This window comes from Streptomyces sp. V2I9, from assembly GCF_030817475.1.
Taxonomy (GTDB): domain Bacteria; phylum Actinomycetota; class Actinomycetes; order Streptomycetales; family Streptomycetaceae; genus Streptomyces.
On record NZ_JAUSZJ010000002.1, the window covers coordinates 1,166,525 to 1,180,876 of the forward strand.

Annotated in this window: 13 protein-coding genes; 8 read left to right on the top strand and 5 right to left on the bottom strand. The window is 73.2% G+C overall.

Annotated elements, in window-relative coordinates:
- Positions 1 to 36 precede the first annotated feature (36 nt).
- Positions 37 to 768 carry a ZIP family metal transporter gene (locus tag QFZ71_RS05240; protein ID WP_307667080.1) on the bottom strand — a complete coding sequence of 244 codons (732 nt, stop codon included), beginning with the start codon at positions 766 to 768 and terminating at the stop codon, positions 37 to 39.
- A gap of 214 nt (positions 769 to 982) precedes the next feature.
- Here QFZ71_RS05240 and cobC point away from each other — a divergent pair, with 214 nt between their 5' ends.
- The gene (cobC, locus tag QFZ71_RS05245; RefSeq protein WP_307667081.1) at positions 983 to 2,611 is read left to right on the top strand and encodes an Rv2231c family pyridoxal phosphate-dependent protein CobC; all 1,629 of its coding nucleotides are present in this window, start codon (positions 983 to 985) and stop codon (positions 2,609 to 2,611) included.
- A gap of 248 nt (positions 2,612 to 2,859) precedes the next feature.
- On the opposite strand, the gene QFZ71_RS05250 is transcribed toward cobC, so the two are convergent.
- Together QFZ71_RS05250 and QFZ71_RS05255 are read right to left on the bottom strand one after the other, a co-directional pair.
- Positions 2,860 to 3,873, bottom strand: coding sequence for an SCO1860 family LAETG-anchored protein (locus QFZ71_RS05250; RefSeq protein WP_307667082.1), 1,014 nt, complete (start codon positions 3,871 to 3,873; stop codon positions 2,860 to 2,862).
- A 361-nt stretch (positions 3,874 to 4,234) separates the two neighbouring features.
- Positions 4,235 to 5,335 (bottom strand): amidohydrolase family protein, encoded by a 1,101-nt coding sequence (locus QFZ71_RS05255; RefSeq protein ID WP_307667083.1) that lies wholly within the window; start codon positions 5,333 to 5,335, stop codon positions 4,235 to 4,237.
- A 104-nt stretch (positions 5,336 to 5,439) separates the two neighbouring features.
- Here QFZ71_RS05255 and QFZ71_RS05260 point away from each other — a divergent pair, with 104 nt between their 5' ends.
- The 6 genes from QFZ71_RS05260 to QFZ71_RS05285 all read left to right on the top strand — a co-directional run bounded on the left by QFZ71_RS05260 (position 5,440) and on the right by QFZ71_RS05285 (position 11,418).
- Positions 5,440 to 6,546 (top strand): alanine--glyoxylate aminotransferase family protein, encoded by a 1,107-nt coding sequence (locus QFZ71_RS05260; protein WP_307667084.1) that lies wholly within the window; start codon positions 5,440 to 5,442, stop codon positions 6,544 to 6,546.
- 309 nt (positions 6,547 to 6,855) lie between these two features.
- A complete protein-coding gene (ectA, locus tag QFZ71_RS05265) occupies positions 6,856 to 7,386 on the top strand; it encodes a diaminobutyrate acetyltransferase (protein WP_307667085.1) in 531 nt (176 codons plus the stop codon).
- Between the two features lie 199 nt (positions 7,387 to 7,585).
- Complete coding sequence (ectB, locus tag QFZ71_RS05270) at positions 7,586 to 8,848, top strand: diaminobutyrate--2-oxoglutarate transaminase (protein ID WP_307667086.1); 1,263 nt, start codon at positions 7,586 to 7,588, stop codon at positions 8,846 to 8,848.
- A gap of 89 nt (positions 8,849 to 8,937) precedes the next feature.
- Complete coding sequence (locus QFZ71_RS05275; RefSeq protein WP_307667087.1) at positions 8,938 to 9,336, top strand: ectoine synthase; 399 nt, start codon at positions 8,938 to 8,940, stop codon at positions 9,334 to 9,336.
- Positions 9,337 to 9,342: 6 nt separating this feature from the next.
- Positions 9,343 to 10,236 (top strand): ectoine hydroxylase, encoded by an 894-nt coding sequence (gene thpD, locus QFZ71_RS05280; RefSeq protein ID WP_307667088.1) that lies wholly within the window; start codon positions 9,343 to 9,345, stop codon positions 10,234 to 10,236.
- Positions 10,237 to 10,383: 147 nt separating this feature from the next.
- A complete protein-coding gene (locus QFZ71_RS05285; RefSeq protein ID WP_307667089.1) occupies positions 10,384 to 11,418 on the top strand; it encodes a VOC family protein in 1,035 nt (344 codons plus the stop codon).
- On the opposite strand, the gene QFZ71_RS05290 is transcribed toward QFZ71_RS05285, so the two are convergent.
- On the bottom strand, positions 11,394 to 12,464 hold the full coding sequence (locus QFZ71_RS05290) for an alkene reductase (protein WP_307667090.1): 1,071 nt from the start codon (positions 12,462 to 12,464) through the stop codon (positions 11,394 to 11,396). The genes QFZ71_RS05285 and QFZ71_RS05290 overlap by 25 nt on opposite strands.
- Before the next feature lie 163 nt (positions 12,465 to 12,627).
- On the opposite strand from QFZ71_RS05290, the gene QFZ71_RS05295 reads away from it, so the two are divergent.
- Positions 12,628 to 13,155: a MarR family winged helix-turn-helix transcriptional regulator gene (locus QFZ71_RS05295; RefSeq protein ID WP_307667091.1), complete on the top strand. Its 528-nt coding sequence runs from the start codon at positions 12,628 to 12,630 to the stop codon at positions 13,153 to 13,155.
- A 108-nt stretch (positions 13,156 to 13,263) separates the two neighbouring features.
- Here QFZ71_RS05295 and QFZ71_RS05300 read toward each other — a convergent pair whose 3' ends face one another.
- The gene (locus QFZ71_RS05300) at positions 13,264 to 14,322 is read right to left on the bottom strand and encodes an aminotransferase class V-fold PLP-dependent enzyme (protein ID WP_307667092.1); all 1,059 of its coding nucleotides are present in this window, start codon (positions 14,320 to 14,322) and stop codon (positions 13,264 to 13,266) included.
- Positions 14,323 to 14,352: the final 30 nt, after the last annotated feature.

Below are 14,352 nucleotides of genomic sequence, written 5' to 3' on the forward strand. Positions count from 1 at the left end.
AGGGCGTATGAGAACGTACGGGAGCGTACGCGTGGCTCACTCGGCGATGCCGACGACCAGCCAGATGAAGCCCACGCCCCCGATGGTGCAGAGAAGGGTGGAGCGGGCGGGATGGGTGTGGTGCGCCTCGGGAAGGATCTCCGCAGCGGCCAGGTAGAGCAGGGCTCCGCCGAAGAAGCCGAGATAGCCGCCGAGCAGTTCCTCCGGAAGGGTGAACAGCAGCGTCGTCGCCGCGCCCACGACCGGTGCCACCGCGGCCGCGAACAGCATCAGGAGCGCCTTGCGGCGGGTGTTCCCGTAAAGACTGGTGAGGGTGTACGTGTTGAACCCGTCGGCGAAGTCATGACTGATCACCGCCAGTGCCACGGCCACGCCCATGGAGCCGCCGACCTGGAAGGCGGCGCCGAGCGCGACGCCGTCCATCAGGCTGTGGGCGACCATCGCGGCGGCCGCCGTCAGCCCCACCTGCGGTACCCGCTCCCCGTGCCGGCCCGCCGCCCCGTGTGCCACCTGGCGCACGGCGAGCAGCCGCTCGACCAGGTGGGCCACCAGGAAGCCGCCCACGAACAGCAGCAGGGCGGCCGGCACCCCGAACACCGGCTCGCCCGCGGCCTCGATCGCCTCCGGCAGGAGGTCGAGGCCGACGACGCCGAGCATCAGGCCGCCCGCGAGGCCGAGCACCAGATGGCGGCGGTCGGTGATGCGTCGGGCGACCCAGCCGCCGGCCAGGGTCATCAGGAACGCGCCGAGCGCGACGAACACCGCCATGGGCCCTTGCTAGCCGATCGGGCCCGTTCTCCGCATCCCGGGGTGTCCTTACCGGAGGGGTCCGCCGCGCCCCTCCGGCCTCCGCCCTCGTACGCCGCCGGCCGCGTCACCCGTCCCGTGTTCCGTACCGCCCGCCCCGCGTTCCGTATACGGAGGGGGCTGGTCCCCTCCCCCGCACCACCGCGTCGTACGACCTGAAAGGCAGGACTCCGCCATGACCGGAGCATCCGTCGGCCCCGGACCCTCGTCCGGCGCCCGCAGTCTCGTGGTGGGGGTCGGTGCGCGCAGGGGCGTTCCCGGCGAGGTGGTGTTCGCCCTCATCGAGGCGGCGTTGAGTGGGGCGGGGCTGACCGCGGCGGACGTGGTGGAAGTCGCGACGGTCGACGTCAAGGGGGACGAGCCGGGGATCGTGGGAGCGGCGGCCCTGCTCGGGGTGCCGGTGCGGACCCATCCGGCCGCGGCGCTGGCCGTGGTCCGGGTGCCGCATCCCTCGGGCGCGGTGGCCACGGCGGTGGGGACCCCGTCGGTCGCCGAGGCGGCGGCGCTGATCGAGGCGGACGAGCTGGTGGTCCCGAAGACCAGTGCCCCGGCCGGGCCGAGCACGGACGGGACGGGCTCCGGCGGGAAGGCAGCAGCACGGGGGACGGTGACCTGTGCGGTGGCCCGGCGGAATCCGGGCGCTCCCACCGCTTCCGGTGTTTCGGGCAGGAAAAATTCCACCTCACCGGTGACGGCGGGCTCCCGCCCGTTCACCATGGCTGCCATGAATCCCCCCACGAACACCGAGACCGCCGGGCCCGACCTGCGTCACCACGGCGACGCGGAGGTCCGCGGCGAGAAGCTGACCGATCTCGCCGTGAACGTCCGGACCCACACGCCCCCGGAGTGGCTGCGCGAGCGGATAGCCGCGTCCCTCACCTCGCTCGCCGCCTATCCCGACGGGTCGTCGGCCCGCGCCGCGGTCGCCGACCGGCACGGGCTGCCGGTGGAGCGGGTGTTGCTGACGGCGGGCGCGGCCGAGGCGTTCGTCCTGATCGCGCGGGCCCTCCCGGCGCGCCGCCCGGTCGTGGTGCACCCGCAGTTCACCGAGCCGGAGGCCGCTCTGCGGGCGGCCGGGCACGAGGTGGGGCGGGTCCTGCTGCGCGCCGAGGACGGCTTCCGGCTCGATCCGTCGGCGGTGCCCGACGACGCGGACCTCGTGGTGGTCGGCAACCCGACGAACCCGACGTCCGTGCTGCACCCGGCGGCGCTGCTGGAGAAGCTGGCGCGGCCGGGGCGGACGCTGGTGGTCGACGAGGCGTTCATGGACGTGGTGCCGGGCGAACGCGAGGCGCTGTGCGGGCGGACGGACCTTCCGGGGCTGGTGGTGCTGCGCAGCCTGACCAAGACGTGGGGGCTGGCCGGGCTGCGGATCGGCTACGTGCTGGCCGAGCCGGGGACGGTGGCCCTGCTCACCGAGGCGCAGCCGCTGTGGCCCGTCTCCACCCCGGCGCTGGCGGCGGCCGAGGCGTGCATGGAGCCGCGGGCGCTGGTGGAGGCGGCCGGGGCGGCGGACCGGATCACGGTGGACCGGGCCCATCTGCTCGCCGGGCTGGCCGAGTTCAGCGAGGTCGAGGTGGTGGAGGAGGCCAGGGGGCCGTTCGTCCTGGTCCGGCTGGAGCGGGCGGCGGAGGTACGGGAGCGGCTGCGGCTGCTGGGCTTCGCTGCCCGGCGCGGGGACACGTTTCCGGGTCTGGGGCCGCAGTGGCTGCGGCTCGCGGTCCGCGACCGGGCCACGACCAATCGTTTCCTCCAGGCGCTCGACCAGGCGGTGCAGGCGCTGCCCGCACGATTGGGGCGCTGACGGGCCCCGTTTGCGGGCGGGGCGTCGAAGGGTTTCCGCCCGGCCGGGGCGCGACCGCGAGGGGGCCTCGGCGGCCGGGCCGGAGGCACGGGAGGGTCAGCGGCCGGGCGAAGTGCCGACGAGGGTTCACGGGGCGGCCGGGCCGAGTACCGAGAAGGGTTCACGGGGCGGCTGGGCGGAGTGCCGAGGGGCGGGGCCCGGTGCCGGTGCCGGACCCCGCCCCGGACGCGTTACGGCGTCCTGCCCGGTCAGTTCCGGCCGGTGCCCCGCCTGCGGGCCAGCACCGTCGCGCCCGCGCCCACGGCCAGCAGCAGGGCCGCGCCGCCCGCGATGTACGGGGTGGCGGAGCTGCCGCCCGTCTCCGCGAGGGCGGCCCCGGCGGGAGCGGTGCCCGTGTCGGAGCCGGTCTGCGTCTTCACGTCATCGCCGCCGATGCCGCCGTCGCTCCTGCCGCCCTGGTCGCCCCCGGTGCCTCCGTCACCGCCGCTGTCGCCGCCCGTGGAGCCGCCCTCGGTGGAACCGTCCGTGGAACCCGGCCTCTCGGGGGTCTTCGGGCCCTGCGGGGTCTCGCAGGTCGCCTCGGCGAGGGTGACCTCGCCGTTCACCTCGGCCACGTTGAGCTTGAGCGGGTTGACCGCGACCTTCAGCCGGAGCGCCGTGGCGGCGGCGGTCCGCTCGGTGGTGACCGTCGTGGAGAGGTCGAGGGAGACCTCTCCCACCCCCGGCACCGACACCCGCGTCGGGCCGCCCGCGCTGAGCGTCACCTTCCTGCCCAGGACCGCGACACGGCCGAGCACGTTCGACGCGGCCACGGGCTTCTTCCCCGCCTCGCAGACCGCCCGGGAGGTGACCTTCTCGACCTCGACGAGCGGGAGCGCCGCGAGTCCGGGGACATGGATCCTGGCCTCGGCCAGCTGGGTGGCCCCTTCGGCCCGGTGCCCGTCGGCCGTGGCGTTCGCGGTGGCCACGTCGGCGCGCAGGACGCTGACCGGAGCTCCGCCCTCCACCCCTTCCACGTTCACGCTCAGCGCGGTCCTCCCGGCGGCGGCGGGGGCGTGCACCTCGTTGAGCGTGGCCTTGAGGGGCACGTGGACGGCCTTGTCGAGAAGTGAGACGTCGAGCCCGGCACGGAGCACGACCGCGCTCGCCCGGCCCTCGCCGGTGGTGGGCGTCGCCGGGGCTGCGTGCGCGGGGACGGCGGCAAGCAGGACGACCGGGGCAGCGACCGCCAGGGCGGCGAGACGGCAGGTGTTGCTGTTCACGATGGTGGAACCCTCACAGGAGACATGGAGCCACCGGCGCGGCCCAATGGGGGACATCGCCCGCGCCGGCGGCGTCGACTCCGTGAATCTTTACGCACTGAGGGTGAACTGACGGACACCTGGCGTGAGTTCACCCCAAAGGGGGGTTTCCGCGCGCACATTCGAATCTTTCGGCACACGCGTTCCCTGCTGTCACTCGATCCCCCGGTCACCGGTCGGAGAAGCCCACCGGGCGTTCGAGTGGACCCCGCCGCGCCCAGAAGTGCTCAACGAGCCGGGAACGTGTCCGTCACCACGCGTCAACCCGGCACCCGGCAGCGCCGTTCCACCCCGGCTCCCCGGCGCCGCCGCCTCCCGTCCGTCACCCGACCACCCGCCCGTCGAGCATCACGTGCCGGGGCGCCGCCAGCACCCGGACGTCCGCGCGCGGGTCCTCGTCGTACACGACCAGGTCCGCCGGAGCGCCTTCCTCCAGCGCCGGCCGCCCCAGCCAGCGCCTCGCCCCCCACGCGGTGGCGGAGAGGGCCTCCAGGGGCGGGATGCCCGCCTTGACCAGCTCGGCGACCTCACCCGCGACCAGTCCGTGCGCCAGGGAGCCGCCCGCGTCGGTGCCGACGTAGACCGGGATGCCGGCGTCGTACGCGGCGCGCACGGTGTCGTAGCGGCGTTCGTACAACTGCCGCATATGGGCCGACCAGCGGGGGAACTTGGCCTCGCCGCCCGCCGCGAGATCGGGGAAGGTGGCGATGTTGACCAGGGTCGGGACGATCGCTACGCCGCGTTCGGCGAAGAGCGGGATGGTGTCCTCGGTGAGGCCGGTGGCGTGCTCGACGCAGTCGATGCCCGCCTCCACCAGGTCGCGGAGCGACTCCTCGGCGAAGCAGTGAGCGGTGACCCGCGCGCCGAGCCGGTGCGCCTCGGCGATGGCCGCCTCCACCTCGCCGCGCGGCCAGCAGGCCGTCAGGTCCCCGGCGGAGCGGTCGATCCAGTCCCCCACCAGCTTGACCCAGCCGTCCCCGCGCCGGGCCTCCCGCGCCACGTACGCGACGAGGTCACCGGGCTCGATCTCATGGGCGTAGTTACGGATGTAGCGGCGGGTCCTGGCGATGTGGCGGCCGGCCCTGATGATCTTCGGCAGGTCCTCGCGGTCGTCGATCCACCGGGTGTCGGAGGGCGATCCGGCGTCCCGGATGAGCAGGGTCCCGGCCTCCCGGTCGGCGAGCGCCTGCCGCTCGGCGGTCGCCGCGTCCACCGGGCCGTGCCGGTCGAGGCCGACGTGGCAGTGCGCGTCGACCAGACCGGGCAGCACCCAGCCCCGGACCGTCGCGGCCCCGTCCGCACCCGGCGGCCGTTCGTAGGTGATCCGGCCGTCCACGGCCCACAGTTCGTCCCGCACCTCGTCCGGGCCGACCAGCACCCGGCCCTTCACCCGCAGCACCCGCTGCTCCACCTGATCACTCATATGCCGCACTGTACGAGGCCGTCGGTAGGCTGCCAGGGCCCGGGAAACACGTCGGCGGGCCCGGAGCCCGCCGCCCTACGAACGACACCGAAGAGAGCCCCGCCGTGACGCACCCCTTCCTCGACCTTCCCCCGCTGACCGCCGCGCACTTCGCGGCCATCGAACGGCGGGTGGCCGCGCTCCTGGCCACCGAGCAGGACGTCGTCATCACCCAGGGCGAGGCTCTGCTGCCGCTGGAGGGCTGCATCCGCGGCGGCGCGCGCCCCGGATCGACCGCGCTGAACGTGGTCACCGGACCGTACGGGCAGACCTTCGGCAACTGGCTGCGGGACTGCGGCGCGCACGTCGTCGACCTCACCGTGCCCTTCCACACCGCCGTGACCGCCGAGCAGGTCGCCGAGGCGCTCGCCGCGCACCCCGAGATCGACTTCGTCTCGCTGGTGCACGCGGAGGCGGCGACCGGCAACACCAACCCGGTCGCGGAGATCGGCGAAGTGGTCCGGGCGCACGGCGCGCTGTTCATGCTGGACGCGGTCGCCTCGGTGGGCGCCGAGCCGCTGCTGCCGGACGCCTGGGGCGTCGACCTGTGCGTGATCGGCGCGCAGAAGGCCATGGGCGGGCCCGCCGGGGTGTCGGCCGTGTCGGTGAGCGAGCGGGCCTGGGAGCGGATGGCCGCCAACCCGGCCGCCCCGCGCCGCTCCTACCTCTCCCTCCTGGACTGGAAGGAGCGCTGGATCGACGGCGGGCGCGCCGCTCTGCCGCACGCACCGGCACAGCTGGAGATGCTGGGGCTGGAGGCGTGTGTGGCGCGGATCGAGGAGGAGGGGCTGGAGACGGTGACGGCCCGCCATGCCTCGGCCGCGGCGGCGACCCGCGCCGGGGCCGAGGCCCTGGGCGGCGGCCTGGAGCCGTACGTCCACGAGGCGCGGGACGCGGCCCCGGTGGCCACGACGCTGCGCGTGCCGGCGGGCACGGACGCGGCCGCGCTGGTCGCGCACGCGCTGGCGGCGGACCCCGCGCTGCCGCTCGTCGCGGGCGGCGGGGCGCTGTCCAAGGAGATGATCCGGGTCAACCACTACGGTCCGGACGCGACGCGGGGCGCGGTGCTGTCCTCGCTCGCGGCGGTGGGGGCGGCACTGGCGGACGGGGGCCTGCGGGTCGATATCGAGGCTGCCCACCGGGCCGTTTCGGAAACGTGGCCGGGTCGCTGATATTCCTCGTGCGGAAAGCTGCTTTATCGAAAAGCAGCTTCCCACATTCTTTTGCCCGCTTTTCCGTCACCTAAACGGGGCAGTTTTTTCCGGCCTCGAACTTCATGATTCGGACAGGTTCCGCGAGAGTTACCACCCTGTGACCGACTCCACACGGGCGGCATTATGCCCGATTAATTCAGGACAAAGGGCCGGAAACTGCCCCCAAGTCGCCGGGATCCTCGCGCACGCCTGATAACACACGGCGGCGCCGCGTCCAACCCCTCACGTCGATGCAATTTAGGAATTTGCTGGGTAAATTCAATTCGCATGACCGCCGCACCAGCAGATTTTGCCCGTGCCCGAAGTGAATTCCTCAGTATCGATGCACCGCGAGTGGAGGACGGAGCCGCGATCTGGCGCATCGCCCGCGACTCCGAGGTCCTGGACCTGAACTCCTCGTACAGCTACCTGCTGTGGTGCCGTGACTTCGCCGCGACCTCCGCAGTCGCCCGCGGCGAGAACGGCGAGCCCATCGCCTTCGTGACGGGCTACATCAGGCCCGACCGTCCGCAGACCCTCGTCGTCTGGCAGGTGGCCGTGGACCAGGCCCACCGGGGCAAGGGACTGGCCGCCGCGCTGCTGGACGCGCTGACCGTCCGGGTCGCCGCCGACCAGGGCCTGTCGTCCGTGGAGACGACGATCACGCCGGACAACACCGCCTCCGAGCGGCTGTTCACCTCCTACGCCCAGCGACACGACGTCGGACTGGAGCGGGAGGTGCTCTTCGACGGCGACCTGTTCCCCGAGGACACGCACCTGCCCGAGGTGCTCTACCGGATAGGCCCGTTCGCCACCTGAGCCGCCCCGGTCCGGGCACCGGCGTACCCGACCCGTACGCCGCCGATCCGCGGGCCCACCGGCCGGCGCACCCGGCCCGTGCGCCCCGGTCCCACGACTTTTCGCGCCGGCCGACCACCCGGCGCGGTCCCGGCCGCATCCGTGCGGCGGGGAGCACCAGACCACTGCCCGTCACACCCCCTCACGCAGGAGATCCGCTGTGACCATCACCCCGCCCGCACTGAGCGTCTTCGAGACCCTGGAGTCCGAGGTCCGGAGCTACTGCCGCGGCTGGCCCGCCGTCTTCGACCGCGCCCAGGGCGCCCGGCTGACCGACGAGGACGGCCACTCCTACCTGGACTTCTTCGCCGGAGCCGGCTCGCTCAACTACGGCCACAACAACCCGGTGCTGAAACGTGCGCTGATCGACTACATCGAGCGTGACGGCATCACCCACGGCCTGGACATGGCGACCACCGCCAAGCGCGCGTTCCTGGAGACGTTCCAGAACGTGATCCTGCGCCCGCGCGACCTGCCGTACAAGGTGATGTTCCCCGGCCCGACCGGCACCAACGCCGTCGAGTCGGCGCTGAAGCTGGCCCGCAAGGTCAAGGGCCGCGAGTCCGTCGTCTCGTTCACCAACGCCTTCCACGGCATGTCGCTGGGCTCGCTCGCCGTGACCGGCAACGCGTTCAAGCGCGCCGGGGCCGGCATCCCGCTGGTGCACGGCACCCCGATGCCGTTCGACAACTACTTCGACGGCCAGGTCCCGGACTTCCTCTGGTTCGAGCGGCTGCTGGAGGACCAGGGCTCCGGGCTGAACAAGCCCGCCGCCGTGATCGTGGAGACGGTCCAGGGCGAGGGCGGCATCAACGTCGCCCGCGCCGAGTGGCTGCGCGCGCTCCAGGACCTGTGCCACCGCCAGGACATGCTGCTGATCGTCGACGACATCCAGATGGGCTGCGGCCGGACCGGCGGCTTCTTCTCCTTCGAGGAGGCCGGGATCACCCCGGACATCGTCACGCTGTCGAAGTCCATCAGCGGCTACGGCCTGCCGATGTCGCTCTGCCTGTTCAAGCCGGAGCTGGACATCTGGGAGCCGGGCGAGCACAACGGCACCTTCCGCGGCAACAACCCGGCCTTCGTCACGGCCGCCGCCGCGCTGCAGGCGTACTGGGCGGACGGCCAGATGGAGAAGCAGACCCTGGCCCGCGGCGAGCAGATCGAGCAGACGCTGCTGGCCATCTGCGGCGAGGAGCCGACCGCGCGGTTCCGCGGCCGGGGCCTGGTGTGGGGCATGGAGTTCGAGGACCCGGCGCGCGCCTCCGCGGTCTGCGCCCGCGCCTTCGAGCTGGGGCTCCTGCTGGAGACCTCCGGCCCGCAGAGCGAGGTCGTCAAGCTGCTGCCGCCGCTGACCATCACCCCCGACGAGCTGGACGAGGGCCTGCGCACGCTGGCCCGCTGCGTCCGCGAGACGGCCTGACCCGGCGCTGCCGGGGCAGGCGAAGAAGGAAGGGCCCCGGGCCGCGAGGTCCGGGGCCCGCGCAGAGAAGAGAAAGGCGACAGCTCACCGTGATCGTCCGATCGTTCAGTGACATCGAGAACACCGACCGGCATGTGAAGGCCGCGTCCGGCACCTGGGAGAGCAAGCGCATCGTGCTCGCCAAGGAGAAGGTGGGCTTCTCGCTCCACGAGACCGTGCTCTACGCGGGTACGGAGACCTCCATGTGGTACGCGAACCACATCGAGGCCGTGCTCTGCACCGAGGGCGAGGCCGAGCTCACCAACGACGAGACCGGCGAGACGCACTGGATCACGCCCGGCACCATGTACCTGCTGGACGGGCACGAGCGGCACACCCTGCGGCCCAAGACGGACTTCCGTTGCGTGTGTGTCTTCAACCCCCCCGTGACCGGACGGGAGGATCATGACGAGAACGGCGTCTACCCCCTGCTGACCGAGGAGGCCTGAACCACCATGACCACCGAAGTACGCGCCGATCTGTATCCCTCGCGCGGCGCCGCCGAGATGACCACTCCCCGCCAGGACCCGGTCATCTGGTCCGCGCCGGGCGCACCGGGTCCGATCAGCGCCAAGGACCTCCAGAGCTACGAGCACGACGGCTTCCTCACCGTCGATCAGCTCATCACCCCGGACGAGGTCGCCGTCTACCGGGCCGAGCTGGACCGGCTGGTCTCGGACCCGGCGATCCGCGCCGACGAGCGCTCGATCGTCGAGAAGCAGTCCCAGAAGGTCCGGTCCGTCTTCGAGGTCCACAAGCTCAGCGAGGTCTTCGCCGGGCTGGTCCGCGACGAGCGGGTGGTGGGCCGCGCCCGCCAGATCCTCGGTTCGGACGTGTACGTCCACCAGTCGCGGATCAACGTGAAGCCGGGCTTCGGCGCCTCGGGCTTCTACTGGCACTCGGACTTCGAGACCTGGCACGCGGAGGACGGTCTGCCGAACATGCGGACGGTGTCCGTGTCGATCGCGCTGACCGAGAACCTCGACACCAACGGCGGGCTGATGATCATGCCCGGTTCGCACAAGACGTTCCTCGGCTGTGCGGGCGAGACGCCGAAGGACAACTACAAGCAGTCGCTCCAGATGCAGGACGCCGGCACCCCGTCCGACGAGGCGCTGACCGGGATGGCCGACCGCCACGGCATCAAGCTCTTCACGGGCAAGGCCGGTTCGGCGACCTGGTTCGACTGCAACGCCATGCACGGGTCGGGCGACAACATCACCCCGTACGCGCGCAGCAATGTCTTCATCGTCTTCAACAGCGTGGAGAACGAGGCGCAGGAGCCCTTCGCGGCTCCGATCCGCCGCCCCGAGTTCATCGGGGCGCGGGACTTCACCCCGGTGAGGTAGCGCGGGGCACGATCGGTCCGGGCCGGGACGGTACGCCGTCCCGGCCCTCCGCGCGGTCGGGAACCGGGGCGCCGGTGACGTGCCGGGACCGGGTCGGGCGCGTAACTCGCTGGACCGGGACGGGCTCCGGCGGCGAGGGTGTGCGCCATGACTTCCCATGTACGCCACATCACGATCGACTGCGCCGACGCCTACGCGCTCGCCACCTTCTGGGCCCGGGTGCTCGGCGCGCGGGTCTCCGACGAGGACGTTCCCGGCGACCCGGAGGCGCTGGTCGAGGCCCCCGGCGCGGCCGTCCTCTTCGTCCAGGTGGCCGACGAGAAGCGGACCAAGAACCGCGTCCACCTGGACATCCAGCCGCAGGACCGCTCCCGCGACGAGGAGGTGGAGCGGCTGCTCGCGCTCGGCGCGACCCTGGTGGCCGACCACCGCAAGCCGAACGGGCGCGGCTGGGCGACGCTGGCCGACCCCGAGGGCAACGAGTTCTGCGTGGAGTGCTCCGCCGCCGAGCGGGCGGCGCTGTCCGGGACCCGGCTGCCGGTGACCGCCGACGACGTGACCTCGGCGGTGCGGCTCGCGGTGGACGTGCTGGCCGGGGCCCCGGCGGACCGCTGGGACGCGCCCGCCGGGGGCCTGACCTGGACCTGCTGGGAGACGGCGGAGCACCTGAGCGACGATCTGTTCGCGTATGCCGCGCAGTTGGGCCCCCGTACGCCTCCGCTGGACCGGGACGTGCCCTACCGGTGGGCGCCCGAGCGGGAGGGCGGGCCGTACAACGCGGTCTTCGCCGACCGGGACGCCGGTCCCGCCGGGCTGCTGGCCACGCTGGAGGCGAGCGGGGCGCTGCTGGCCTCGATGACCCGGACGACGCCGCCCACGACGCGTTCGTACCACGGGTACGGGGTCTCCGACCCGGAGGGCTTCGCCGCGATGGGCGTGGTGGAGACCCTGGTGCACACCCATGACCTGGCGGAGGGTCTCGGCCTGGAGTGGTCGCCGCCGCGGGACCTCTGCGACCGGGTACTGGCCCGGCTCTTCCCGGACGCGCCGGCGGGCGGTGACCGGTGGGCCGTCCTGCTGTGGGCCACCGGTCGCGCCGAACTGCCGGACCACCCGCGCCGCGCCTCGTGGCGGTGGGACGGGCGGCCGCCGGCGGATCAGACGGCGTCCAGCGCCGGGTAGTCGGTGTACCCCTTGGCGCCGCCGCCGAAGAAGGTGGCCGGGTCGGGGGTGTTGAACGGGCCGCCCGCCTTCAGCCGGGCGGGCAGGTCCGGGTTGGCGAGGAAGAGCGCCCCGTAGGAGATCAGGTCGGCGATGCCGTCGTCGATCACCGTGTGGTCGCCGGGTCCGGTGGGTCCGTCGGTGTGCGCGTTGAGGACCAGGGCCCCGGAGAACGCCTTGCGCAGGGCAAGGGTCAGCTCGCGGATCGGGGTCGCCTCCAGGATGTGCAGGTAGGCGATGCCGATCGGGTCGATCTCCCGCACCAGCGCGGTGTACGTGGCCTCCGGGGCGGGCTCGTCGATACCGTTGAACGGGTTGCCGGGTGAGATGCGCAGTCCGGTGCGCTCCGGGCCGATCGCGGCGGCGACGGCCTTGACGACCTCGACGGCGAAGCGGGTGCGGGCTTCGTCGGAGCCGCCCCAGGCGTCGGTGCGACGGTTGGTGTCGGGCGCCAGGAACTGGTGGATGAGGTAGCCGTTGGCACCGTGCAGCTCGACACCGTCGAACCCGGCCTCCACCGCGTTGCGGGCGGCGGTGACGAAGTCGCCGACGGTCGCGCGGACCTCGGCGTCGGTCAGCTCGCGCGGCTCGACGAAGCTCTTCGGCCCCGTGGGGGTGTAGACCTGCCCCTCGGCCCTGACCGCGGACGCGCTGACGGGGACGAGACCGTCGGGCAGCAGGTCCGGGTGGCCGATGCGGCCCGCGTGCATGATCTGGGCGAAGATCCGGCCGCCCTCGGCGTGCACCGCGTCGGTGACCGGGCGCCAGGAGGCGATCTGCTCGGCGCTGTGCAGTCCGGGCGTGGAGGGGTAGCCCTGGCCCACGGCGGACGGCTGGATGCCCTCGGTGATCACGAGTCCGGCCGAGGCGCGCTGGGCGTAGTACGTGGCGGTCAGCTCGGTGGCGGTGCCGCCCTCGCCCGCCCGGCTGCGGGTCATCGGGGCCAGGACGATGCGGTTGGCGAGCGGGGTGCCGGCCAGGTCGATCGGGTCGAAAGCGGTGGTCATGAGGGCTCCCAAGAAAGTATGTGGTCGGCCAACTATCGCCGCCGGACGTCACTGTAGCCCATTCATTGGCCGACCAAGGTAAAGTCGTGGGAAACCGTCGGGCATCATCGGAAGCCGCCCCCGAGAGCCGCCGCTCTCCGCCCGAGGACCCCAGGAGCCCGCCATGACCACCGGCCGCGCCACCCCCGCGGAAGACGCCTGTACCGACGTGCCGGACGCCTGTACCGGCGCCCCGCCCACGGCGGCGCTCGGCGGGCCCGCCGGCCACGCCGTCACGCGGGTCGCCCGGCTGCACCGGATCGCGGCGGGCAAGGCGCTCAAGGGGGTAGGCCTCTATCCGGGGCAGGAACTGCTGATGACGCACCTGTGGGACCGGGGGGCCGTCCGCCAGACGGAGCTGATCAGGGCGCTGGAGCTGGACCCGTCCACGGTCACGAAGATGCTCCAGCGGCTGGAGCAGACCGGGCACGTGCACCGCCGTCCCGACCCGGCCGACCGGCGGGCGGTGCTGGTCGAGGCGACGGACGACAGCTGCGCGCTGCACACCGCGGTCGAGACTGCCTGGGGCAGGCTGGAGGAGCGGACGCTCGCGGGCCTGGACCCGGCCGAGCGCGACGAACTGGTCCGGCTGCTGTCGAAGGTCGAGGAGAACCTCTGCCAGGAGACCATGGACTGCCCGGACCGCCGCTGAGCCGGTTCCCTGCGGATCCGGCCGGGCACAGCGGCATCCGCACGGGTCGGCCGGTCAGCGGATCAGCCGGTGCGGACCAGGCGGTCGGGCGGTCGGGCGGTCGGGCGGTCAGGCCAGGAACGTCAGCACCCGGTCGGTGTCGGCCTCGGTGTTGTAGAGGTGACAGGAGATCCGCAGGCTCCCGGCAGGTGCGGAGACCGCGATCCCGGCGTCGGCCAGGTGGGGCTGACGGCCCGCCAGGCCCGGCACGGAGACGATGGCCGACTCCCCCGGGACCACCGCGTGCCCCAGCCCGGTGAGCCCCGCGCGCAGCCGGGCGGCGAGCCCGGTGGCGTGTGCGTACAGGGTGTCGGCACCCACCTCGGCGAGCAGCGCGAGGGAGTGCTCGGCCCCGTGGTACGAGAGGAAGGCCGGCGGCTCGTCGAAACCTCGGGCGGTCGGGTCGAGGCGCTTCAGCGGGCCGTAGTTGTCGGCCCAGGGCGCCCCGGCCGAGACCCACCCGGCGAAGAGGGGCCGCAGGGTTTCCTGCGCTTCCTCCGTGACGGTGAGGAACGACGTGCCGCGCGGGCAGAGCAGGAACTTGAAGCCGCCGGTGACGGTGTAGTCGTACGCCCCGGCGTCCAGCGGGAACCAGCCCGCCGCCTGGGTGGCGTCCAGCAGTGTCCGGGCCCCGTGCGCGGCGGCGGCCGCGCGGACGGCGGCGAGGTCGGCCACCCGGCCGTCCGCCGACTGCACGGCGGAGAAGGCGACGAGCGCGGTCGAGGGGCGTACGGCGGCGGCGAGGCCGTCGAGCGGGACGTACCGCATCCGCAGATCACCGCGGAGCGCGAACGGGCTGACCACGGAGGAGAACTCGCCCTCGGGGCAGAGGACTTCGGCCTCGGGCGGCAGGGACGCGGCGACCAGGCCGACGTGCACGGCGACGGAGCTGCCGGTGGCGACCCGGTCCGGGTGGACCCCGGCCAGCCGGGCGAAACCGGCCCGCGCCGCCTCCACCGCGTCGAGGCTGCCCGCGCCCACCCGGCGGCCCGCCGCGTTCTCGTCGGCCAGGGCCTTGACGGCGGCGATCGTCCGGCGGGGCAGCAGACCCCAGCTGGAGGTGTTGAGGTAGGTGACCTCCGGCGCGAACTCGACGGCTGCCGCGGGGATGGGCGCGAGGATCGTCATACGGCCAGCCTGCGGCCCCCGCGACGCGCA